Source organism: Cupriavidus gilardii, assembly GCF_013314895.1.
Taxonomy (GTDB): domain Bacteria; phylum Pseudomonadota; class Gammaproteobacteria; order Burkholderiales; family Burkholderiaceae; genus Cupriavidus; species Cupriavidus gilardii_C.
Genome location: NZ_JABTYE010000009.1, coordinates 119,555 through 142,168, shown reverse-complemented (window position 1 = coordinate 142,168; position 22,614 = coordinate 119,555). Strand labels below are relative to the sequence as shown.

Annotated in this window: 23 protein-coding genes; 20 read left to right on the top strand and 3 right to left on the bottom strand. The window is 68.5% G+C overall.

Annotation, left to right across the window (positions count from 1 at the left end; genetic code table 11):
* Positions 1-29 precede the first annotated feature (29 nt).
* The 3 genes from HTY53_RS11320 (at position 30) to HTY53_RS11310 (ending at position 2,158) form a co-directional block, all read left to right on the top strand.
* Positions 30-950 carry a LysR substrate-binding domain-containing protein gene (locus tag HTY53_RS11320; RefSeq protein WP_174106633.1) on the top strand — a complete coding sequence of 307 codons (921 nt, stop codon included), beginning with the start codon at positions 30-32 and terminating at the stop codon, positions 948-950.
* 79 nt (positions 951-1,029) lie between these two features.
* Positions 1,030-1,284, top strand: coding sequence for a type II toxin-antitoxin system Phd/YefM family antitoxin (locus HTY53_RS11315; protein WP_174106631.1), 255 nt, complete (start codon positions 1,030-1,032; stop codon positions 1,282-1,284).
* A 1-nt stretch (position 1,285) separates the two neighbouring features.
* Positions 1,286-2,158, top strand: a complete 873-nt coding sequence (locus HTY53_RS11310) for an AraC family transcriptional regulator (protein ID WP_174106630.1) — start codon at positions 1,286-1,288, stop codon at positions 2,156-2,158.
* A 25-nt stretch (positions 2,159-2,183) separates the two neighbouring features.
* Here HTY53_RS11310 and HTY53_RS11305 read toward each other — a convergent pair whose 3' ends face one another.
* Together HTY53_RS11305 and oxlT are read right to left on the bottom strand one after the other, a co-directional pair.
* Positions 2,184-2,780, bottom strand: a complete 597-nt coding sequence (locus HTY53_RS11305) for a LysE family translocator (protein ID WP_174106628.1) — start codon at positions 2,778-2,780, stop codon at positions 2,184-2,186.
* Positions 2,781-2,919: 139 nt separating this feature from the next.
* Positions 2,920-4,242 carry an oxalate/formate MFS antiporter gene (gene oxlT, locus HTY53_RS11300; RefSeq protein ID WP_174106626.1) on the bottom strand — a complete coding sequence of 441 codons (1,323 nt, stop codon included), beginning with the start codon at positions 4,240-4,242 and terminating at the stop codon, positions 2,920-2,922.
* A 788-nt stretch (positions 4,243-5,030) separates the two neighbouring features.
* Here oxlT and HTY53_RS11295 point away from each other — a divergent pair.
* The 3 genes from HTY53_RS11295 (at position 5,031) to HTY53_RS11285 (ending at position 7,432) form a co-directional block, all read left to right on the top strand.
* Positions 5,031-5,723 carry a putative glycolipid-binding domain-containing protein gene (locus HTY53_RS11295; RefSeq protein WP_174106624.1) on the top strand — a complete coding sequence of 231 codons (693 nt, stop codon included), beginning with the start codon at positions 5,031-5,033 and terminating at the stop codon, positions 5,721-5,723.
* Positions 5,724-5,894: 171 nt separating this feature from the next.
* Positions 5,895-6,851, top strand: coding sequence for an RNA polymerase sigma-70 factor (locus HTY53_RS11290; RefSeq protein ID WP_302480477.1), 957 nt, complete (start codon positions 5,895-5,897; stop codon positions 6,849-6,851).
* A gap of 101 nt (positions 6,852-6,952) precedes the next feature.
* Positions 6,953-7,432 (top strand): carboxymuconolactone decarboxylase family protein, encoded by a 480-nt coding sequence (locus HTY53_RS11285; RefSeq protein WP_174106622.1) that lies wholly within the window; start codon positions 6,953-6,955, stop codon positions 7,430-7,432.
* Positions 7,433-7,536: 104 nt separating this feature from the next.
* Here HTY53_RS11285 and HTY53_RS11280 read toward each other — a convergent pair whose 3' ends face one another.
* Positions 7,537-9,336, bottom strand: coding sequence for a methyl-accepting chemotaxis protein (locus tag HTY53_RS11280; RefSeq protein ID WP_174106620.1), 1,800 nt, complete (start codon positions 9,334-9,336; stop codon positions 7,537-7,539).
* A gap of 582 nt (positions 9,337-9,918) precedes the next feature.
* On the opposite strand from HTY53_RS11280, the gene HTY53_RS11275 reads away from it, so the two are divergent.
* The 14 genes from HTY53_RS11275 to HTY53_RS11210 all read left to right on the top strand — a co-directional run bounded on the left by HTY53_RS11275 (position 9,919) and on the right by HTY53_RS11210 (position 22,610).
* Positions 9,919-10,683, top strand: coding sequence for a beta-ketoacyl synthase chain length factor (locus HTY53_RS11275; protein ID WP_174106618.1), 765 nt, complete (start codon positions 9,919-9,921; stop codon positions 10,681-10,683).
* Positions 10,676-11,452 (top strand): lysophospholipid acyltransferase family protein, encoded by a 777-nt coding sequence (locus tag HTY53_RS11270; protein ID WP_174106616.1) that lies wholly within the window; start codon positions 10,676-10,678, stop codon positions 11,450-11,452. The genes HTY53_RS11275 and HTY53_RS11270 overlap by 8 nt, the downstream gene beginning before the upstream one ends.
* Entirely contained in the window at positions 11,439-11,708 is a 270-nt protein-coding gene (locus tag HTY53_RS11265) for a phosphopantetheine-binding protein (RefSeq protein ID WP_174106614.1), read from the top strand. The genes HTY53_RS11270 and HTY53_RS11265 overlap by 14 nt, the downstream gene beginning before the upstream one ends.
* A 60-nt stretch (positions 11,709-11,768) precedes the next feature.
* Positions 11,769-12,035, top strand: a complete 267-nt coding sequence (locus tag HTY53_RS11260) for an acyl carrier protein (protein ID WP_006576953.1) — start codon at positions 11,769-11,771, stop codon at positions 12,033-12,035.
* A gap of 6 nt (positions 12,036-12,041) precedes the next feature.
* Positions 12,042-12,617 carry a hypothetical protein gene (locus HTY53_RS11255; protein WP_174106612.1) on the top strand — a complete coding sequence of 192 codons (576 nt, stop codon included), beginning with the start codon at positions 12,042-12,044 and terminating at the stop codon, positions 12,615-12,617.
* Positions 12,607-14,346, top strand: a complete 1,740-nt coding sequence (locus HTY53_RS11250) for an AMP-binding protein (protein WP_254599906.1) — start codon at positions 12,607-12,609, stop codon at positions 14,344-14,346. The genes HTY53_RS11255 and HTY53_RS11250 overlap by 11 nt, the downstream gene beginning before the upstream one ends.
* Positions 14,339-15,085 carry a glycosyltransferase family 2 protein gene (locus HTY53_RS11245; RefSeq protein WP_174106610.1) on the top strand — a complete coding sequence of 249 codons (747 nt, stop codon included), beginning with the start codon at positions 14,339-14,341 and terminating at the stop codon, positions 15,083-15,085. Before HTY53_RS11250 ends, HTY53_RS11245 begins: the two co-directional genes overlap by 8 nt.
* Positions 15,082-16,044, top strand: a complete 963-nt coding sequence (locus HTY53_RS11240) for an LpxL/LpxP family acyltransferase (RefSeq protein ID WP_174106608.1) — start codon at positions 15,082-15,084, stop codon at positions 16,042-16,044. Before HTY53_RS11245 ends, HTY53_RS11240 begins: the two co-directional genes overlap by 4 nt.
* An 11-nt stretch (positions 16,045-16,055) precedes the next feature.
* Positions 16,056-16,493: an acyl-CoA thioesterase gene (locus HTY53_RS11235; RefSeq protein ID WP_174106607.1), complete on the top strand. Its 438-nt coding sequence runs from the start codon at positions 16,056-16,058 to the stop codon at positions 16,491-16,493.
* A gap of 29 nt (positions 16,494-16,522) precedes the next feature.
* Positions 16,523-17,128 carry an outer membrane lipoprotein carrier protein LolA gene (locus HTY53_RS11230; RefSeq protein ID WP_254599905.1) on the top strand — a complete coding sequence of 202 codons (606 nt, stop codon included), beginning with the start codon at positions 16,523-16,525 and terminating at the stop codon, positions 17,126-17,128.
* Positions 17,121-19,493: an MMPL family transporter gene (locus HTY53_RS11225; protein ID WP_217435582.1), complete on the top strand. Its 2,373-nt coding sequence runs from the start codon at positions 17,121-17,123 to the stop codon at positions 19,491-19,493. The genes HTY53_RS11230 and HTY53_RS11225 overlap by 8 nt, the downstream gene beginning before the upstream one ends.
* A 104-nt stretch (positions 19,494-19,597) precedes the next feature.
* A complete protein-coding gene (locus HTY53_RS11220) occupies positions 19,598-20,827 on the top strand; it encodes an NAD(P)/FAD-dependent oxidoreductase (protein ID WP_174106731.1) in 1,230 nt (409 codons plus the stop codon).
* A complete protein-coding gene (locus HTY53_RS11215) occupies positions 20,815-21,411 on the top strand; it encodes a DUF3261 domain-containing protein (RefSeq protein ID WP_254599904.1) in 597 nt (198 codons plus the stop codon). The genes HTY53_RS11220 and HTY53_RS11215 overlap by 13 nt, the downstream gene beginning before the upstream one ends.
* Positions 21,411-22,610, top strand: a complete 1,200-nt coding sequence (locus HTY53_RS11210; protein ID WP_174106603.1) for a beta-ketoacyl-ACP synthase — start codon at positions 21,411-21,413, stop codon at positions 22,608-22,610. The genes HTY53_RS11215 and HTY53_RS11210 overlap by 1 nt, the downstream gene beginning before the upstream one ends.
* Positions 22,611-22,614 lie beyond the last annotated feature (4 nt).

The window sequence follows — 22,614 nt, the reverse complement described above, 5'->3', positions numbered from 1 at the left end:
GATGAGTTGAACTCATCCATGAGGCTGTCATGAGACGCCTGCCTCCACTGAGCGCGCTGCGCGCCTTCGAGGCCGCGGCAAGGCGCCTGAGCTTCAAGCGCGCCGCCGACGAACTGAACGTGACCGCCACCGCGATCAGCCACCAGATCCGGCTGCTCGAGGAATGGCTGGGCGTCAGGCTGTTCGAGCGCGAAACGCGCAAGGTCGACCTGACCGCCAGCGGGCGGCTGCTGTTTCCGGCGATCCGCGACGGGCTCGACGGCTTCGAGCGCGCGGTAGCGGCGGTACGGCGGCAGCGCGCGGCCAATATCGCCACGCTGTCGTCGACGGTCGCTTTCGTCGCCAAGCGGCTGGCGCCCCGCGCAGGGTCGTTCCGCGCCGCGCATCCGGACTGGACGCTGCGGCTCGATGCATCGAACGCCGTGGTGGATCTGGACAGCGATGCCGACGTGGCGATCCGCTATGGCGGCGGCCAGTACCCCGGGCTGATCGTCGAGCCGCTGTTCCAGGACCGCTTTGCGCCGGTCTGCAGCCCGCATCTGAAGCTGTCGTCGCTGGCGGACCTGCGGCACGCACCGCTGATCCATTTCGAATGGGGCGCCGGCGTGCGGCAGGACCCGCGCGCCGCGGTCTGGCCGCACTGGCTGGAACGCGCCGGCGCCGACGGGATCGACGGGTCGTCGGGGCTGTCCTTCACCGACGAGATCCACGCGATCCAGGCCACGATCGCGGGCCAGGGCGTGGGGCTGCTAAGCCTGACGCTGGTGGCCGAGGAACTGGCTTCCGGCGTGCTGGTGCAGCCGTTCGAGCTGTCGCTGGAGAGCTTCTGCTACGACCTCGTCTACAGCCCGCGCGCCGCCGAGCGGCCGGCTACGCGGTTGGTGCGGGAGTGGGTCCAGGCGGAGTTTGGTTTGGAGAATCGGCATTCATCGTTCAGCGTCACGGGCTGAACGGCGGTATTGAGAGGAGGACACGGAACGCCCTGCTATGCTTGCCCGGTTAGTCCGACAACTCGGTCCACAATCAGCCATGCGAACCATCCACTTCTCAGATGCCAGCGATAATCTCGAGGCCATCATCGACCTGGTCATCCAAGATCACGATGCCATCCTGATCACGCGCCGCGATGCACCGAACGCAGTGATCATGTCGCAAGCCCAATACGATAGCTGGGTCGAAACCGCCTACTTGCTGAACCATCCAGCAAATGCAAACCGTCTGATGCGGTCGATCGAACAGCACCGTCGCGGCAAGGCCGTGAAGCGCGATGCGATTGACGACTAGTATGTCCGGCACTGCAGCCCTCATGGAAACCCCAGCCCCGTCCTTCTGGCGCGATCCTTCGCTTCCCTTCATCGAGGCCCGTTCGATCGAGGACGGCCGCCGCATCCGTTACGGCGCGCATTCGCACGAGACTTTCTCGCTCGGCGCTGTCACCGGTGGCCGCAGTATTTACGTGAACGGCCGCATGCGCGCATCGGTGGGCGCCGGTGCCGTGGTGCTGATGAATCCCGAAGAGGTGCATGCCTGCAATCCGCTCGACGATGCGCCGTGGTCGTATCGGATGCTGTATGTCGACGTCGGTTGGCTGACCGCGCTGCAGCACGATCTCGGCTTCGATCGCAATGGCGATTTCCAGGGCTTTTCGACGCGGGTCAGCGAAGACGTCGGGCTCCATCGCGCGCTGGGGCAGTTCCATGCCTTGCTGACGGACGATCGCACGGACGCCATGCGCAAGGAAGAAGCGGCAATCGATTTTTTCTCGGTGGTGCATCGGCGTCTTTTACCGGCTTCGCTACAGCGATCCTGCAAAACGACCGAAATGCCGGCGCATCGCCAATGGCCGGAATATCGGCTGCGTCGTGCCGCCGAATATATCGACGCCAATTTCGCGCGGCCGCTGCGGCTTGGCGATATCTGCGCGGCCGCGCAGTTGTCCGAATCGCATCTGATCCGCGCGTTCAAACGGCACTATGGGCTGACGCCGCACGCCTATCTGGTCAATCGGCGGGTGCAATACAGCCGCAGCCAGCTCAAGCGGGGCCGCGCAATTTCCGATGTCGCGCTGGAAGCGGGATTTGCCGATCAGGCGCACCTGCAACGCGTGTTCAAGCGGATGGTCGCGGCCACGCCGGCTCAGTATCAACGCATGCGCTGATACCCGATGCGCCGCAAGTCAGGCGTCAATGCTCCACCAGGAACAACGCGCTGGCGGCGAGCAGCAGCGCCATCGTGCGGTTGAAGGTCCGCACGCGGCGCGCATCGCGCAGCCAGGCGCGCAGGAACGCCCCGGCATAGGCCCAGCAGGCGATCGACAGATAGCAGACCACGAAATAGATCGCCGCGAAGCGCCACACCTGCACGCCGGTGCCGTCGGCCGCGTAGACGCCGATGCCGGCCACCGACGCCAGCCACGCCTTCGGGTTGAGCCACTGCATCGCGGCGCCGTACAGGAACGACGGCCCCTTGCCGTCGCCGCTTGCCTCGATCCGCCCCTCGTCGGTGGCCAGCTTCCAGGCCATGAACAGCAGGAAGGCGATGCCGCCCCAGCGGATCGCCGTCGTCAGGGCGGGCCACTGCGTCAGCAATCGATGCATGCCGAGGCCGACCAACAGCAGCAGCACGGAGAAACCGACGGTGGCGCCGGTGACATGCCGCAGGCTGGCGCGCAAGCCATGCTGGGCGCCGGCGCCAAGCGCCACGATATTGACCGGCCCGGGCGTGATCGAGGACACCAGGGCAAAGGCGGCCATGGACAGCAGCAAAGTAAGAGAGGCCATCGTTGCGCTCCGGATTGGACGATGGCGCATGCTAGAAGCGGCCGTGGGCCGCTGTATTGAACAAAACTGCTGCGCAAAAAAAAAGCGGGCCTCCGAAGAAGCCCGCATCAGCTCCGGCGTTCGCCGGGGTGGAGATCGATCAGGCCGGTACCTGTGTGCCGGCAGCCGCGGCCTCCTTCGAGAACAGCCGTCTGGATGTCGCCACATGTCCGGCAAGCACTGGCCGCAGCACCATCAGCGCCAGGAAGGCCGCGATCAGGTCCATGGTGGCCACCGTGTAGAGCACGGTCGACCAGGTGCCGGTTGCCTCCATGATCAGGTTGCCGATCGGCACGAACAGCGCGCCAATGCCCTTGGCGGTATAGAGCACGCCGTAGATCTTGCCGATGTGCTTGGTGCCGAAGGCGTCGCCGGCCAGCGCGGAGAACAGCGAGTAGACCTCGCCCCAGGCCAGGAACACCACCCCTGACAGGATCAGGAAGGCATACGGGTTATGGCCGAAATATCCCAGCGCGATGATGCCCATCCCTTCCAGCGAGAAGGCGATCACCATGGTCTTCTCGCGGCCGATATGGTCGGAGATCCAGCCGAACAGGGGCCGCGAGATCCCGTTCATCACGCGGTCGAGCATCAGTGCCAGCGGCAGGGCGGCCATCACGAAGAAGTGCAGGTCGACCTGGAAGTCCTTGACACCGAGGTCCTTGGCGATGACGCCCAGCTGCGCCACGGCCATCATGCCGCCGGTGACCACCAGCACGAACATCACCAGCATCAGCCAGAACAGCTTGGTGCAAAGCGCTTCCTTCAACGTGTAGTCGCGCGTGGCCTGCGCCAGCTTGTTGGATGCCTTGACCTCGTGCGCCTTCGGCGAGCGCAGGAACCAGGCCGCGGCGAACGCCAGCGTGCCTTGCAGCACGCCGAAGAACAGGAAGGTGTGCTGGAAGCCCGAGGATTCGATCATGGCCGCGATGGGCAGGATCGTGGCGGCCGAACCGGCGCCGTATCCTCCTGCGGTCAGGCCCACCGCGAGGCCGCGGCGGTCGGGGAACCACTTGATCGCGTTGTTGATACAGGTGGCATAGATCGAACCGACACCCAGCCCGCCGACGGCGGCACCGATGTAGAAGCCCATCAGCGTGGTGGCCTGCGAGTTGATGACCCACGAACTACCCATCAGGATGGCGCCGAAGGCGACCATCATGCGCGGCCCGAACTTGTCAATGAAATAGCCCTCGATCGGCGCCAGCCAGGTCTGCACCAGCACGAACACCGTAAAGGCGATCTGGATATTGGCGCGCGACCAGCCGTAGGTTTCCTGGATTTCCGGGACGAACAGCGTCCAGGCATATTGGATGTTGGCGGTGGCGACCATGCAGATGACGCCAACGATAAGCTGCATCCAGCGCGTTTTTTCGGAGACCTCGGGATTGGGGCGGAATGCCGCCGTCGACGAATTATTCATGGCGCACTCCTTCAATCGTTTGGTCCTTCCTGTCCGAATGTGCGGTACCGCACCTCGGCTCGGATATCGTCGCTAGCATTTCAATGTCTCCTGTATCGTTGGCTTCTATGTCCGTTACACATCCGCTCCTGAAACAAAAAAACCCTACGCTAGTGCGCTGCCGGGGGCAGACGCATCGAAACAAGAGGATGGGGCGAAGCGGGCTTGCTTAAACTGATCTGGCTGCGATGGACGACCCGGCCGAATCGTTTTCCATGCATTCCTCCTTGCCGTTGGTGTCCCTCTGTGGGGTGCCGGTTGCCATCACGGTCATCGCCCCGCTCGCATTGGGTGTGGCGATGGGTTACAAGGTATGTGATATATCAATTAAGTCAAGTGAAAGGGATGGCAGGGTTTTCACCAGCAGGGATTCATTCCGGAAATCACTATGCTGCAGCGCTTCAGGTGGTTATTGAATGATTATGGCTAGCCGAAAAATGGTGCCGATAAAATGGCCTGCAGGAAATATCGAGTGATCACGATGATAATGCCTCGCGGTGTGCCGGACGCTTATGCAGCGGTCGAGGCCGTCAGATAATCGAGCGGGCGGGAATTTACAGGAGGATATTCGGCACGATTATGGATGGGGGCGATATCGCATTAATGAATATCGGGAATCGAGACCGGGTCGATGCGCCGATCGCAGGTTTCCCGGTATCGCGGTAGATTGACGGTCTTGACGGCGGGTCTGGGGCCCTGGTGCGAAGCGCGGGGGGCGCCCAGGTCCGTCTGCGCAAAGGAGGGCAATCATGAATCCATCGAATACCCCACGCGGCACGGTGCAACCCGCCGATGTCCAACTGGTGGCGTGGTCCTGGCAAACGCGGAGCGGCCTCGATGTTGCCGCGGTGACCCGTGCCCCGGACCGCGTATGGGTCCAAGGGCGGGTGCAAGTGCAATGGGACGACGGTCCGCTGGAGCTCGCCTATCGGCTCGAATGCGAGGCGGACTGGCGCTTTGTCCGGCTCGATGCCCGTACCGTGTACCTGGGCGACACGCGAGCCCTTGAGCTGGCGTGGGACGGCAGGCAGTGGATCGATGGGCAAGGTCCGCGCGACGACCTTGCCGACGCCGCCTACATCGACATCATGGCCACGCCGATCACCAACACGCTGCCGGTGTGCCACGCCACCTGGGAGCCGGGCATCAGCCAGGTCTTCACGATGGCCTATGTCCGCCTGCCGGAGCTGACGGTCGAGCCGGTCCGGCAGCGCTACACCTTGCTGGCCACGGAAGCGGACGGGCGCCGCCGCTTCCGCTACGAGACGCTGGGGCCGGCCGGGGAGCGTCAGGAGCGGGGCACCGGCCTCAGTGGCTACCACGGCCAGGACTCCGAATTCACCGCCGAACTGGTGCTCGACGCCGCCGGCCTGGTGATCAGCTATCCCCCATATTGGGACCGGATGCCGGCGGCACGGGCGCTGGCGGAGAACGGCGCCTGACCGTGCCGCGGCGGGCGGTTTGGTGTTCCACCGGCGCACGGCACGGCCGCGCTGTCACAAACGGCCCGCGCCAGACGTCTTGGGTTTGAACTGGCTGCTACAGTGCCACGCCGGCACCGTGGCGGCGCCACGGTTGTGCCCTGGCATTGACCCTTGACGATATCGAACGCGATGACCCGCCCACCCGTTACCCGCGATCGGCCGGACCCGGCCGCTACGGACACGACCGCTGCCACCGCGGCGCTGGCCGATGCCGCCACGCTGACGTTTGCCCGGCTGCGACCGCGCCTGCATGGCATCGCCTACCGGATGCTGGGCGCGGTAGCGGAAGCCGAAGATGTGGTGCAGGACGCCTGGCTGCGCTGGCATGAGGCCGACCGCGGCAGCATCGACAACGCCGAGGCCTGGCTGGTCACCGTGACCACGCGGCTGTCGATCGACCGGCTGCGCATGGCCAAGGTCCAGCGCGAACACTATGCCGGCATCTGGCTGCCCGAGCCGGAACTGACGGAATCGCCCGCCACTCCGGAGCAGCTGACCGAGCGGGCCGACGATCTGTCGGTGGCGTTCCTGCTGCTGCTCGAACGGCTGACCCCCGAAGCCCGCGCTGCCTTCCTGCTGCGCGAGGTGTTCGATGCCGACTACGCGGACGTCGCCCGCGCGATCGGCAAGAGCGAGGCGGCCTGTCGTCAGTTGGTCAGCCGCGCCAAGGTGCAACTGCGCGACGAGCGGCCGCGTTTTGCCGTCCCGCGCGAAACCCATCTGCGTCTGCTGCAGGGGTTTGCCCAGGCCATGGAGCGCGGCGACATGGCGGCATTGCAGTCGATGCTGGCCGAGGACGCCGAACTGATCGGCGATGGCGGCGGCAAGGTGCCCAGCTTCCCCAAGCCGCTGGTCGGCGGCTGGCGCATCGCCAAGGTATTCGCGGTGAGCGCGCAGCGCCCCGGGGCGACGGTACGCGTGGAGCTGGCGCTGCTCAATGGCGACTGGGCCTTGCTGCGCTTTGTCGACGGACAGCTCGAGTCGGCGCAGTGCTGCGAGACCGACGGCGAGCGCATCGTCCGTATCCATGCCCAGCGCAACCCCGACAAGCTGCTGCGCATCGCGCTGGCCCGCGGTGCCTGCTGAATGCACAGAGGATCGATTTTTTCGCGGCGTGCGGCCGCTGCCGCCGCCGTGATGACCACACGCGCCCAACGGTGCGCAGACATTTCGACCAGGAGAAAGCCATGACCCAACGCCTGAACTACATCCAGCAATCGCCCGAGCTGTTCAAGGCCTATCTGAACTTCAGCAACGCCATCGATGGCGGCGCGATCGAGCGCTCGCTGCTCGACCTGGTGTCGATCCGCGCCTCGCAGCTGAACGGCTGTGGCTTCTGCCTGGACATGCATGTCAAGGAAGCGAAGCTGCACGGCGAGCGCGAGCTGCGCCTCTACCATATCGCCATCTGGCGGGAATCGACGCTGTTCTCGCCGCGCGAGCGCGCGGTGCTCGAGTGGACCGAGACGCTGACGCATCTGCCGCCGCACGGCGTGCCCGACGACGTTTACGAGCGCGTGCGGGCGCAGCTGTCGGAGAAGGAACTGTCCGACCTGACTTTCGCGGTGATGGGCATCAACGGCTGGAATCGGGCCAACATCGCGTTCCGCACGGTGCCGGGTTCGGCTGACAAGGCATTCGGCCTGGACAAGGCCGGGCTGGAATAAGGCTTGCTGATTGCGGGTCGTCCCCGCGAACGCGGGGACCCGGTACTTTGCAAGACGCTGGGTTCCCCGCCTGCGCGGGAACGACGTGGTGATGTGGAAAGGGCTCAAGCCAGCCGGAACAACCCCACCGCCCCCGCCAGCTTGTTGGCCTGCGCCTGCAGCGCCGATGCGGCGGCCGACGACTGTTCCACCAGCGCGGCGTTCTGCTGCACCATCTCGTCGAGCTGTCCGACCGCCTGGTTGACCTCCTGAATCCCGCGCGTCTGCTCGACGGCGGCATTGGAGATCTCCGAGATCACCGTGCTGACCTGCGACACATTACCGACGATCGCCGTCATGGTCTCGCCGGCCTGGCGCACCTGGCCCGAGCAGGCCGCCACCTCGCCGACGGTCGATTCGATCAGCGTCCTGATTTCCTTGGCCGCCTGCGCGCTGCGCTGGGCCAGCCCTCTGACCTCGCCGGCGACGACCGCGAACCCACGGCCCTGATCGCCCGCGCGCGCCGCCTCCACCGCGGCATTGAGCGCCAGGATATTGGTCTGGAAGGCGATGCCCTCGATCACGCCGATGATGTCGGAGACCTTGGTCGAGGCGTGCTCGATCTTGTCCATCGTGCCGATCACCTCGCCGATCACCACGCCGCCTTCGCAGGCGATGCGCGAAGCCGCGACGGCGGAATCGTCGGCCTGGCGGGCGGACATGGCCGATTGCGCCACGGTCGCGGTGATCTGCTCCATCGACGCGGCCGTCTGCTGCAGGCTGGCCGCCGCCGACTCGGTGCGCTGCGACAGATCCAGATTGCCCGCGGCGATCTCGTCGGCCGCATGACGCACCGATTCGCTGGCATCGCGGATCTGGCGCATCACCGTGCACAGCTTGTCGACGAAGGTATTGAACGCGCGCGCGATCTGCGCGACCTCGTCCTTGCCGTCGGCCGGCAGGCGGCGCGTCAGGTCGCCATCGGCCGAACCGATCGCGTCCATCACGTCGCGCACCTGCGACAGGCGGCGGAACGAGGCCCCGGTCGCCAGTGCGGCCAGCGCGGCCGCGACCAGCGCAATCGCGATCAGCGTCAGCGCGGACGCCATCAGCACCGAGCGCATGCCCGCGGTCGCTTCGGCCTTGTCCAGCGCGATCACCACGATCCAGTCGGTGTTCGGAATCGCGCGGGCACGCAGCAGCCTGGCGGCGCCGCCGACCTGCACTTCGGTCGGCGCGGCAGCGGACAGCAGCGCGGCCAGTTGCGCGGCGTCGAGCCCCGGAACCAGATCGGCGACCGGCTTGAGCGTCAGCTTGTCGTCGGGGTGGGCCACGATCAGGCCGGCCTGCGTGACCAGCATGCCGAAGCTGGACGGCGTCGGTTGGATCGCCTTGACATTGGCGATCACCCGGTCCATCGCCACGTCGCCGGACACCACCGCCTTGACGCCGCCGTCGGCAACGACGGGCGCGGCGAAGGCCACCACCAGCTTGCCGCTGCCGGCATCGACATAGGGCGGTGTCACCACCGGCTTGCCGGCCGCGGCGGCCTGGCGATACCACGGACGGCCGGTCGGATCGTAGCCGGCGGGAATGCCGGTCGGATTGGAGAACATCGCGCGCTTGTCGTCATAGCCGACATAGACGTTGACGAAGCCGCCGGCGTCGGCGACCTGCTTCAACGCGGCCGAGGGGTCGGCCTGGAGCACGGCTGCGCGCAGCGAGGCGATCATCCGGCCATGGCCGTCGACCCAGTCGGCGATGGCGCCGGCATGGCCGGCCTGCAAGGCGGTCAGCGAACTGTCGATCGCCGTGTCGTTGTAGGAGTCGGCGACCACGTAATTGATGGCGGCATTGACGGCGAGCGCGGCCACGACGATGGCCACGCACAGCGCCACGATGCGCGAGCGGATGGAGGAGAACATACGAAGGGATTCCATGAAAGGGCGCCGACGCAAGGGGACGCCAATGGCGTTCCCGGGGACGCTCGCGGCGGCGCATGCGCGGCTAACGGCGCGGATCGCCGGATATTCACCCTCGGATCGACGAGGAAATGGTCTATGTGATCCCTAAGGCAGACAGGAGCGGTTCGGCGGCGGTAAATTCGGCCGGCGCCGATCCGAACCGCCTGGACCTCCTACGGGCGGGGGGAGTGAGCCGATGTGCGTTTGGTAATACAATCGAAAGCTTCGAAAATCAAAAGAACAACGGGTAAGGTCAACACAAGGGGAGCGTCATCTCGCGACCGACATCGACACGGGTTCGGTCGCCCGGCAGTCAGCGCCATCGCCATGCCCGCGTGAGCCAGGATCCGCGGCGCAAGCCGCGGCCGGCGCGCTGCCTTCGGAAGCCTCAAGGTCTGCGCAAAGCCGTCGATAACCGCTAGCAGCGGCCAATCGGCTTCCTCATCCGCATCAATCCGTTTCGGCAAACGGCAAGTCGGCCCGGACGCCTTCGCGCGCCCGTGGGCCGCTACGCGCCGTCTGCCGGCATATCCAGCACCTCGCATGGCATGTGAATTCGCAATCCGCGGCTGGGCCGCGTGCGCGCCGCAACTGCATACCGCCCACGACTGGGAGGCATGGAGCCGCGCGCCCTGGCTGCCGCTGGAAGGCGAGGTGCCGCCGGTGGCCGGCATGGCGCCGATGCTCAGGCGCCGGCTGGGCGCGCTGGGACGCGTGGCGCTGCATGCCGCCTACGCGTGCGACGCGCCGGCGGACATCCCGATGGTATTCGCTTCGCGCCATGGCGAAGTGTCGCGCTCCGCGCTGATGCTCGAGGAGCTGGCCGGCGACGCGCCGCTGTCGCCGACCAGCTTCGGCCTGTCGGTCCACAACGCGATCGGCGCGCTCTATTCGATCGACCAGCGGCGACCTGCGGTGCTGCAGGCGATCGCCGCCGGCAGCGAGACCGCCGAGGCGGCGCTGGTCGAGGCCTGCGGCTTGCTGGCCGACGGCCACGAGGAAGTGCTGGTGGTGTGCTACGACGCGCCGTTGCCGCTGTCGCATGCGATGCACGCCGACGAGCCGGACGCGCTGTATGCCTGGGCCTGGCGCATCGCCGCGCCGTGCGCCGATGCACCGCGCTGGACCCTGGCGTGCGGCGTGGAGGACCGGACCGGTGGCGTGGATGCCGTCGCTATCGAATCGCCGTGCGATGCCGGCGAGCCGCTGCCGCATGGCCTGGCCGTGCTGCGCTTCATGCTGGCGGGATCCGCGGCGCTGCGCCATCGCGGCGGCGGCCGCAGCTGGATCTGGCGTCGCCATGGTTGAGCGAATCGATCGCGGCTGGCGCATCTGTGCGACCGGTATCTGCTTTGCGTGCTTCGGAATCGGCGGACTGGCGCTGCGCGTGCTGGTGTTTCCGCTGCTTTCGGTCCTGCTGCGGCCGGCGCCGGTGTGCCAGCGCGCCTGCAAGAATCTGATCCACCATGTATTCCGGCTGTTCGTCTGGCTGATGGCCAGCGTCGGCGTGATCCGCTACGAAGTGCGCCATGCCGAGCGTCTGCGCCGCTCGGGCTTGCTGATCGTGGCCAACCATCCGTCGCTGATCGACGTGGTGTTGCTGATCTCGCTGGTGCGGCGCGCGGACTGCGTGGTCAAGGCTGCGCTGATGCGCAATCCCTTCACCCGCGGTCCGGTGCGCGCGACCGGCTATGTCTGCAACGATGCCGGTCCCGGCATGGTCGATGCATGCATTGCCTCGCTGCGCGCGGGCAACAATCTGGTGATCTTCCCCGAGGGCACGCGGACCGAGCCGCGCGGCCTGCCGCGACTGCAGCGTGGCGCCGCCAATATCGCCGTGCGCGGCGGCTTTGCGCTGACGCCGGTGACGATCCGCTGCACGCCGCCGACCCTGACCAAGGGGGAGAAGTGGTATCGCGTACCGGTGCGGCGGCCCCGTTTCGTGATCGAGGTGCACGAGGACGTGCCCCTCGACCGCTGGGTCGCGCCCGATACCGAGCCGATGCAGGCCGTGCGCGACGTGACGCGCGCGTTGGCAGAATTTTTTATCGAGGAGGTACGCCGTGAAGGCGCTTGAACAAGAAATCAAGGAATTGATCGTGGCCTCGCTGTCGCTGGAGGACATCCGTCCCGCGGACATCGACAGCGAGGCGACGCTGTTCGTCGAGGGGCTGGGCCTGGACTCGATCGACTCGCTCGAACTCGGGCTGGCGGTGCAGAAGCGCTATGGCGTCGCGATGAGCGGCGACAAGGACGAGATGCGCAAGCATTTCGCCAGCGTCGCCGCGCTGGCGCGATTCGTCGCGGCCCAGCGCGCGCCGCAGCCGGCCTGAGGCAGGCGTTGCGATCCCCGGTTCAATACCATTCCCTCCGAACACATCAAGCCAAAGATCATGACTCACGAAGAAATTTTCGCGCGCGTGGCGGCGGTCCTGGAAGAGACGTTCGAGATCGATGCCGAGCGCATCCGTCCCGACGCGCGCCTGTATGAGGACCTGGACATCGACAGCATCGACGCGGTCGATCTGCTGGTCAAACTCAAGCCGATGCTGAACAAGCCGCTCAAGCCCGAGCAATTCAAGTCGGTACGCACGGTGCAGGACGTGGTGGCGGCGCTGGCGCTGCTGATCGACGCCTCGCCGACGCCGGCCGAGGTGTGACGCTCGATGGCACGCGGCACCGGCTGGCGCGTCTCGCCACGCATGCTGCTGGCGGGGGCAGCCACGCTGCTCTATCCGCTGATCGTCTACGCGGGGCTGCGCCATGCGTCGCCGCGCGTGATGGCATTCGCGCTGGTGGGTGTGGCGCTGATGCGCGCGGGCACGCTGCGGGGCAAGCCGGCCTGGATCGCCATGGTGGCCGCCGCGCTGTTGCTGGCGGTCGCGGTGTTCCTGTCCGGCGAGACGCTGCCGCTCAAGCTGTATCCCGCGCTGGTCAATGGCGTGATGCTGGCCGTGTTCGGCTGGAGCCTGCTGCATCCGCCCACGGTGGTCGAGCGTATCGCGCGTCTGCGCGAGCCGGACCTGCCGCCCAGCGGCGTTGCCTACACGCGCCGCGTGACCATTGCCTGGTGCCTGTTCTTCGTCTTCAACGGCGTGCTGGCGCTGGCGACCGCCTGGTGGGCCAGCGACGCGGTCTGGGCGCTGTACAACGGCGGCATCGCCTATCTGCTGATCGGACTGATGTTCGCCGGCGAATGGCTGCTGCGGCGGCGCGTGCTGGCAAGGAAGCATGATGACTGACTGTGTTCGCTTGCCCGAGCTGGTGCGGCAGCTGGCGCGCACGCCCGATGCCGGCGTCGCCGACGGCCTCGGTGCGGCGGCTTTCCTGCATCGCGTCGCCGCATGGCGCGCCGCCTTCGCCGCGCGCGAGGGCGCCCGCTGGGCGCTCTATCACGATGCCACCCCGGAGTTCGCCGCGGCGCTGTTCGGCGCGTGGCACGCCGGCAAGCAGGTGGTACTGCCCGGCGATACGCGCCCCGATACGCTCGCCGCGCTGCGGCCGCTGGTCGATGGCTTTGCCGGCGAATTGCCGGATGGCCTGCTGCCCGATCCGAGCGCTGCCGGCCGGCAAGCGGACCTGCTGGACGAGCCGCGGTCGTGGCCCTCGCTGTGTCCGCGCTCGACCACGGTGACGCTGTTCACCTCCGGTTCCACCGGCGCACCGACCGGGCTGCCGAAGCGGCTGGACCAGCTCGACTGCGAAGTGCAAGCTCTGCAGACCGCCTTCGGCGCGGCGTTGTGCGCCGGCACGGAGGTGCTGACGACGGTGTCGCATCAGCATATCTACGGCCTGCTGTTCTGCGTGCTGTGGCCGCTGGCCGCGCGACGCCGCATGCCGGCGGCGCGCTTTGCCTTCCATGAAGAGATCGTCCGCGCTGCGCCCAACGTATCGCCCGGCGCGGTGTTGGTCAGCAGCCCGGCGCATCTGCGCCGCATGCCGGCCACGCTCGACTGGGCCGGCGCACGCCGGGCGCTGCGCGCCGTGTTCTCGTCGGGCGGCCCGTTGCCCGCCGACGCCGCCGCGGACGCGCATGCGCATCTCGGACTCTGGCCCATCGAGGTCTACGGCAGTTCGGAAACCGGCGGCATCGCATGGCGTACCTGCAGCGGCGGAAACATCGCCTGGATGCCGCTGCCCGGGGTCCAATGGCGCATCGACGACGGCCTGCTGGCGGTCCGCTCGCGACATCTGGCCGAGCCTGACTGGCTGGTCGGCAGCGATTGCGTCGAAGCGGCGGAGGGCGGCAGTTTCGTGCTGGTCGGGCGCGCCGATCGCATCGTCAAGATCGAGGAAAAGCGCGTCTCGCTGACCCGCATCGAGCAATTGCTGCTGGTCTCGCCGCTGATCGAAGAGGTGCGCGCGCTGACGGTCGAGCTCGATATCGGCTTGCGTACCGCGGTGGTCGCGGTGCCGAGTCCTGCTGGCGCCGCGCTGCTCGCGCAGGGCGGCCGGCCGGCGCTGATCGCGGCATTGCGCGCGCCGTTGGCACAGGCGCTGGAGCCCATCGCCTTGCCGCGCCGCTGGTGTTTCCCGGCCGCGCTGCCCTGCAACGCGCAGGGCAAGACCACCGAGGCGATGCTGCGCGAGCTGGTGCGCGGCGTGCTGCCGCGTGTGCAATGGCTGCCCGCCGAAGCGCCGGGCCGCGCCGCGGCGCTGCTCGGCATCGACGCGGATCTGGCCGTGTTCGATGGCCACTTCGAACAGGCGCCGATCGTGCCCGGCGTGGCACAGCTCGATTGGGTGATGACGCTCGCCGCGCAGGCCCTCGAGGTGCCGCCGCGCAGCGCGTTCCGCCAGCTCGATGCGCTCAAGTTCCAGCAGGTCATTCGTCCCGGCGATGTCGTTCGCCTCGACCTGGACTGGCAGCCCGAACGCAGCACGCTTGTCTTCAGGCTGGCCTCGGATGTCGGTCAGCATGCCAGCGGGCGCGTCGTCTTCGGTGCCATCCCGGGAGGCAGCGATGTTTAGGCCGGTCGTGCTGATCCCGGTGTACAACCACGAGCACGCGGTCGGCCAGGTGCTTGCCGCAGTGCTGACGCATCCGGTCCCGTGCCTGCTGGTCGACGACGGCAGCGCGCCGGCCTGTGCCGAGGTCTTGCGCGAACTGGCCGCCAGCCGTCCGGACCGCGTCGAGTTGCTGCGGCTGCCCGCCAACCAGGGCAAGGGCGGGGCCATCATCGCGGGCGCGCTGCACGCGCGCCGGCGCGGCTACAGCCATGTGCTGCAGATCGACGCGGACGGCCAGCACGACAGCGCCCGCATCGCCGATTTCCTGACGCTTGCCGAGGCCCGCCCCGAGGCGCTGATCTGCGGCTGTCCGGTGTATGACGAGTCGGTGCCGCGCGCCCGGCTGATAGGCCGCTACCTGACTCATGTCTGGGTCTGGATCAATACGCTGTCGTTCGCCGTGCGCGACGCGATGTGCGGGCTGCGGGTCTATCCGCTGGCCTCGCTGGTGCCGCTGGTGCAAAGCGTGCCGCTGGGGCGGCGCATGGAGTTCGACATCGAGGTGCTGGTGCGCCTGGTCTGGCGCGGCGTACGTATCGTCAATGTGCCGGTGCGTGTCACTTATCCCGCCGACGGCGTGTCGCACTTCCGCCTGTGGCGCGACAACGCGCTGATCTCCGGCATGCACGCGCGCCTGTTCGCCGGCATGCTGCTGCGCGCACCGTTGCTGCTCGCGCGCAAGTTCGGGGGGGCGGCATGAACACCGCCGCTGCGGGCCGCCGCTGGTCGCGGCATTGGGCCGATATCGCCGAGTCGACCTGTGTCTGGGGCATCTGGTCCCTGTACGCGGTCAACAGGATCTTCGGCCGGACGCTGTTCCGCGTGCTGCTGTATCCCGTCGTGATGTATTACTGGCTGACGAGGCCGGCCGCGCGGCGCGCCTCGGTGGACTTCCTGCGGCGCGTGCATCGGTACGGCGGCGCCGCCGGCGCGGTCCCGGGCCTGCGCCACAGCCTGCGCCATCTGCTGTCGTTCGCCGAGACGCTGCTCGACAAGATGCTCGCGATCAGCGGGCGCTACCGCTTCGACGCGGTGCGCCGCGACGGCGCCGAACTGATGGCGCGCCAGCGCGACAGCGGACGCGGCGCCGTCATCGTGACCGCGCACATGGGTTGCCTGGAACTGTGCCGCGTGGTGTCTACCCACAAGGCGGGGCTGCGCGTCAACGTGCTGGTGCACACGATGCACGCCGAGCGCTTCAACCGGATTCTGTCCCGGCTCGATCCGCAAGCGGTGGTGCAGCTGATCCAGGTGACCGAAATCACGCCGGCGACCGCGCTGTTGCTGCAGCAGAAGATCGAGGCCGGCGAGTTTGTCGCCATTGCCGGCGACCGCGTGCCGCTCGAAGGGGGGCGCAGCGTGACGGTGTCCTTCCTGGGTGCGCCTGCCCGCATGCCGATCGGGCCGTACGCGCTGGCCGCGCTGCTGCGCTGCCCGCTGCTGGCGATGAGCTGCGTGCGCGCCGGCGACGGCCATCTGCTGCGCTTTGCGCAGCTGGCCGAGGCAGTGGTGTTGCCGCGCGGCGGCCGGCTGCAGGCCCTGACGCGCCACGCACAAGCCTATGCCGACTGGCTGGCGGTGCAGGTCTGTGCCTCGCCTTACGAGTGGTTCAACTTTTACGATTTCTGGAGCGGCGCCGGCGACGGCGACGCCCGCTGAGCAACGCTTCCATGTCAATGTCGCCGTCCGCCACGCACGCACCGCTCGCGCATGAACTGTCACTGAGCCCCGCCTTCCACGACCTCGATCCGATGGACGTGGTCTGGCATGGCAACTACGCGCGCTATTTCGAACTGGCCCGTTGCGCGCTGCTGTCCCGCTTCGACTACGACTACCCGGCCATGCGCGATTCCGGCTATGCCTGGCCGGTCGTCGACATGCGCATCAAGTACATCCGGCCGCTGGTCTATGGGCAGCAAACGATCGTGCGGGCCACCATCGTCGAGTGGGAGCACCGGCTCAAGATCGACTACGAGATTCGCGACGCGGCCAGCGGCCGGCGGCTGACGCGCGGCTACACGATCCAGGTGCCGGTCGACATCGCCACCGGCGAGATGAGCTACGTCTGCCCGCCGGTGCTGGCACAACGCCTGGGAGTGGCATCGTGACCGCGCGGCTGTGGCGTATGGCGTCGCGCATGGCCCGGCAGATTGTCCTCGCCGCGATCGCACTCGGCGGCGCCCCGGCGTATGCCGCCAGCCTGCTGGACCAGGTCGCCGCGCGGCTCGACGATGCGCCAGTGATCCGCGGCGGATTCGAGCAGACGCGCAAGGTCGCCGGTTTCGCCATGCCGCTGGTCTCGCGCGGCGACTTCGTACTGGCACGGGGCCGCGGCCTGGTCTGGCATACGCGCGCGCCGATCGCGTCCAGCCTGCTGCTGACGCCGCGGGGCCTGACCATGCGCGGCGCCGACGGCAGCATCCAGCAGCAATTGCAGGCCGATGCGCAACCGGGCCTGCGCGCGGCGCTCGAAGCCATCCTGGCCGTGCTGCGTGCCGATGCGCCGGCGCTGGCCCAACGCTTTGCCGTGGCCGGCGAAGTGCAGGGCAAACAGGGCTGGAAACTCGCGCTGACGCCGACCGATGCCGATATGCGCAGGGTGTTGGCGCGTGTGGAGCTGGCAGGCGACCGCTTCGTGCGCGAGGTGCGCTTGCAGGAGGCCAGCGGCGACAGCACCGTGGTACGCCTGCTCGCGCCGATGGCGGCCGGCGCCGACGCGGCGCGGGAGATTGCCGTTGACTGACGCCGCCATCGCCGTCGCGCGCGGAACCGAGCCGACGCGCCTGGCGCGCGCGCTGGCGCTCGTCTGGCTGCTGCTCGCCATCGGCCTGGTCGTGCACCAGCTGCAGTTCTGGCGCGAAGCCCGCCTGGATACCGATGTGCTGGCGCTGCTGCCGATGACGGAGCGCACCGCAGTCGCGGACCGCGCGCTACGGCAATTGACCGACAACGCGGCGCGCGAGGTGGTGGTGCTGGTGGGGGCACCGGACTGGCCGCGCGCCCGCGCCGCGGCGCAGCGTTTTGCCGCCGCGGCGGCGGCGGCCTCCGATGGCGCGCTGCTGCAGCCGTCGACGCGGATGTCGGCGTTCGACCTCGATGCGGCGCTCGACTTCTATCGGCCGTATCGGATCGGCATGCTGACCGATGCACAGCGCACGACGCTGACGCAGGCGGATACGGACGCGCTCGCGCAGCAATCGCTGGCGCGGCTGTACCAGTTCGCGGCCGGGCCGCGGCTGGCGGACTGGCAGGCCGACCCGCTGAATCTGTGGCCGGATTGGTGGCTGGCGCGCGCTGGCGCAACCGCGGTGCGCCAGCGCGATGGCCTGGCCACGGTCAGTGGCGATGGCGCCGAATGGGTGGTGCTCGGATACCACGCCGCGCGTGCCGCCTTCGCCGCCGATGGGGCATCCGATTACCGTTCGCTGCTCGACGCCGGCGAGCGCGCCGCGCGGCATGGCGACGGCGGCGTGCGCGTGGTGGCGGCAGGTATCCCGCTGCATGCGGAGGCCGCCGCAGTCCAGGCCAACCGCGAAATGAACGTGATCGGGCTGGGCTCGCTGGCGGCGGTGCTGCTGCTGGTCTGGCTGGCCTTTCGCTCGCTGCGGCCGATCGGGCTGGTGGCGCTGTCGCTGGCGATCGGCACTGCCGCGGCGCTGTCGGTGACCGCGCTCGTCTTCGGCCGCGTGCATCTGATCACGCTGGTGTTCGGCGCGAGTCTGGTCGGCGTGGCCGAGGACTACGGTATCCATTATTTCGTGATGCGTCAGGCGAGGCCGACATGGACGCCCGCGCGCACGGTGCGGATGCTGTTCGGCGGCATGGCGCTGGCGCTGGCCACCAGCGTGGCGGCCTATCTGGTGCTGGGCGTCGCGCCGTTCCCCGGCCTGCGGCAGATGGCGCTGTTCTCGGCGACCGGCCTGGTGTGCGCGTTCCTGACGGTGGTGCTGTGGTTCCCGTGGCTGGACCGCGCGCCGGTGCGGCCGACGCGGCTGTCGCGATGGCTGGCCGCCAGCCTGGCGCGCTGGCCGCGGGTGCAAGCGCACCGCCGCACCGCGCTGGCGCTGGGACTGCTTGTCGCATTCATCGCCTTCGGCGTGGCCCGCGTGCAGGTCAGCGACGACGTGCGCCAGTTGCAGAGCTCGCCGCCGCAGCTGGTCGACGCGCAACGCCTCGCCGGCCGGCTGCTCGGCACGCCAAGTCCCGCGCAGTTCATCGTGGTGCGCGGCGCCACGCCGGAACAGGTGTTGCAACGCGAGGAAGCCGTCAAGCGTGCGCTCGCGCCGGCGTTGGCCGCGGGGCAGCTGCACGGGGTGCTGGCGCTGTCCGATTGGGTGCCGTCGGCCGCGCGGCAGCGGGCCGATGCGGCACTGGCCGGCCACGTCGAACAGCAGGTGCGGGCCCGCGTGCGCCGCGCGTTGGGCGAGCCGGCAGGTACCGGGGCCGCGCCGCCGGCCGCCGGCGCGGTGCTGACGCTGCCGGCATGGCTTGCCGATCCGGTCTCTCTGCCGTTGCGCCAGCTATGGCTCGGGCCGATCGGGCCGGACCATGCCAGCGTGATGCTGCTGCAGGGACTGGATCGACGCGATGCGATGGGGGCGGTCGCAGCGGCGGTGGCACCGGTCGAGGGCGCGCTATGGGTGGACCGCGTGGCCGACTATTCGGCGTTGCTGGCCCGCTATCGCGCGATGATGAGCTGGCTGCTGGTGGCCGGTGCGGTCGTGGTCGCCGCGCTGCTGGCCTGGCGCCATGGACGCGCGGCATGGCGCGCGCTGGTGCCGACCTTGCTGGCGGCGGCGGTGAGCGTCGCGATGCTGGGCTGGCTGGACGTGCCGCTGCAGTTGTTCTCGGTGCTGGCGCTGGCCTTGCTGCTGGGCGTCGGCGTCGATTACGGGATTTTTCTGCTGGAGCATCCGGGCGACGGCGTGTCATGGACCGCGATCGTGCTCGGTGCGGCCAGCACGCTGCTGGCGTTCGGCCTGCTGGCGCTGTCGGCCACTCCGGCGCTGCATGCGTTCGGCATGACCATGCTCAGTGGTGTGGGCGCCGTGTGGATACTGTCGCCGTGGTTCCGGCCGGCGCCAACCGATCAATACGCGGCGCGTTGAACTCGAACGCGCGCGACCAGGAGGATACGCAGATGGAACCGATGGAACAGATAGGGCAGATAGGGCAGATGGGGCAGATGGGGCAGATGGGGCAGACGGGGCAGATGGAACTTCAATACGTCGATGTGCTGATCATCGGCGCGGGACCGGCCGGCGCGGTGGCCGCCGGGCTGCTGCGCCAGCGCGGCATCGCGGTGCTGGTGCTGGAAAAGGAGACGTTCCCGCGCTTCTCGATCGGCGAGAGCCTGTTGCCGCAGAGCATGGAATACATCGAGCAGGCCGGCATGCTGCGCGCGGTGGTCGAGGCGGGCTTCCAGTACAAGAACGGTGCCGCCTTCGTCCGCGGCGACCGCTACACCGAATTCGACTTCCGCGACAAGTTCACGCCGGGCTGGGGCACGACCTACCAGGTCCAGCGTGCGCACTTCGACGATGTGCTGATCCGCGACGCGCAGCGCCAGGGAGCCGAGGTCCGCTTCCGGCATCAGGTCACGGCAGTCCATCTCGACGGCGCCCGTCCGCGCGTCACGGTGCGCGGCGACGATGGCGCGTCGTACCAGGTCGAATGCCGCCAGCTGCTGGACGCCTCGGGCTTCGGCCGCGTGCTGCCGCGCCTGCTGGATCTGGAGTCGCCCTCGAACTTTCCGGTGCGCAGCGCGATCTTCACGCATATCGAGGACCGCGTCGCGCCCGGCGCCTTCGACCGCAACAAGATCCGCATCAGCGTGCATCCCGAGCACGTCGATGTCTGGTACTGGACGATTCCGTTCTCCAATGGCCGCTGCTCGCTGGGCGTGGTCGCCGAGAAGGCGTTCCTGGACCGTTACGACGGCGACGACATGCAGCGGCTGCAAACGCTGGTCGGCGAAGAGCCCGCCCTGGCCGCGCTGCTGGCCGACGCGCACTGGGACACGCCGGCGCGGCATTTGACCGGCTATTCCGCCAATGTCCGCTCGCTGTGGGGCAAGGGCTACGCGCTGCTCGGCAACGCCGGCGAGTTTCTCGATCCGGTGTTCTCGTCCGGCGTGACCATCGCCTTCAAGTCGGCCAGCCTGGCGGTCGACTGCATCGCCCGCGAATTTGCCGGCGAGACGGTCGATTGGGAGCAGGACTACGCGCGCACGCTGAAGGCCGGAGTCGATTGCTTCCGCACGTTCGTCGAGGCGTGGTATGCGGGCTCGTTCCAGACGCTGATCTTCCACCCCGATGCCACCCCGGAAATCCGCCGCATGATTTCGTCGATCCTGGCCGGATACGCATGGGATCGCAGCAACCCGTTCGTGGTCGAGTCCAGGCGTCGGCTGACCGTGCTGGAGGAATTTTGCCGCGCCTGATCCGGACCGTGGCGGCCGCGGGACTCGCCGCCTGGCTGGCGGCCTGCGGCAATCTGCCGCCATCGCCATCGCCATCGCTGCCGCGCGCGGAAGCCGCGCCGACGCCCGTGCTGCGCCTGCCGCCAGCCGCACTACAGCGCACGCTTGCCTTGCAGCAGCACATCGAGGTGCGCTACCGCACCGCCGACGGCGTCACCGAGACGCGCGAGCTGATCGCGCTGCTGCAGGCCGACGCTGCGCATACGCGGCTCGCCGCGGTGGCTGGCGGGCAGGTGCTGGCCCGGCTGGACTGGGACGGGGCGCGGCTCGACGTCTCGCGCGCGTCCTGGGCGCCCGCGCAGCTCGATCCCGAACGCATCCTCAGCGACCTGCAGCTGTCGCTGTGGCCGCTGCGCGCGGTTGCGGACGCGCTGCCGGCGGGCTGGACCGTGCGCGAACGGGAAGGACGGCGCGTGCTGCGCCATGGCGAGGAGGTAGTCGTGGAAGTTCGGCATGCCGAGGCCGACACGCTGCACTTCACCCAATATCGCGATGGCTATGCGCTGACCATTCGCACGCTGGCCGGCGCGGAGGTGCCGCGATGATGCCTGCACGGAAAACGCGGCCGATCCATCTGAACGCCATGGGGGTGCTGTGCGCACTCGGCAACGGCGCCGACGAAGTTCGCGCCGCGCTGTGGCGCGAGGACGGCCCGCACGGTGGCGAGGTCACCGATCGTTTCACGCCGGGCAGGCCGCTGCATGTCGGCAGCCTGCCATCGGCGCCGGTATTGCGCGCCGATATGCCCCCGTCGCAACGGACCCACAACAATGCGATGCTGCTGCAGGCATTGGCGCAGATCCGGCCTGAGGCCGAGGCCGCGCTGAACCGCTTCGGCACGGCGCGCGTTGCCGTGGTGCTCGGCACCAGTACTTCCGGCATCCGCGAGGGCGGCGCGGCAGTGCGCGCGCGGCTGGCGCAGGGCCGCTGGCCGGATGCCTTCCACTATGGGCAACAGGAACTGGGCACGACCGCGGCCTTCGTCGCCGCCCAGCTCGGCGCGCGCGGTCCGGCGTACACGCTGTCGACCGCCTGCTCGTCCGGTGCGAAGACGCTGGCGGCTGCGGCACGGCTGTTGAACGCGGGCATCGCCGACGCGGTGATCGCGGGTGCCGCGGATTCGCTGTGCCCCTTCACGATCGGCGGGTTCAGCGCGCTGGAGGCGGTGTCCGCCGCGCGCGCCAATCCGTTCTCCGCCCATCGCGCCGGCATCAATCTGGGCGAGGGCGCCGCGCTGTTCGTGGTATCGCGCGAACCCGGACCGGTGCGCCTGGCCGGCTGGGGCGAGAGCTCGGATGCCTACCATATTTCCGCGCCCGACCCGGAAGGCCGGGGCGCCCAGCAGGCGATGCGGCAGGCGCTGGCGCGGGCCGGTCTCGCGCCGGCGCAGATCGACTATCTGAACCTGCACGGCACCGGCACCGAACACAACGATGCGATGGAGTCGCGCGCGGTGCATGCAGTGCTCGGCGCCGACGTGCCCGCCAGTTCGACCAAGCCGATGACCGGCCATGCGCTCGGTGCGGCCGGCGCGATCGAGGCCGCGCTGCTGTGGCTGACCCTGGTCGACAACCCGCACGGCCGACTGCCGCCGCATTGGTGGGACGGTGTGCCCGATCCCGCGCTGCCGGCATTGCGGCTGGTGGGGCCGCATGAACGGCTGGGCTGCGCGCCCCGCCATGCGCTGAGCAGCTCGTTCGCGTTTGGCGGCAGCAACTGCGCGCTGCTCCTCGGCGCGGCGTGACGAC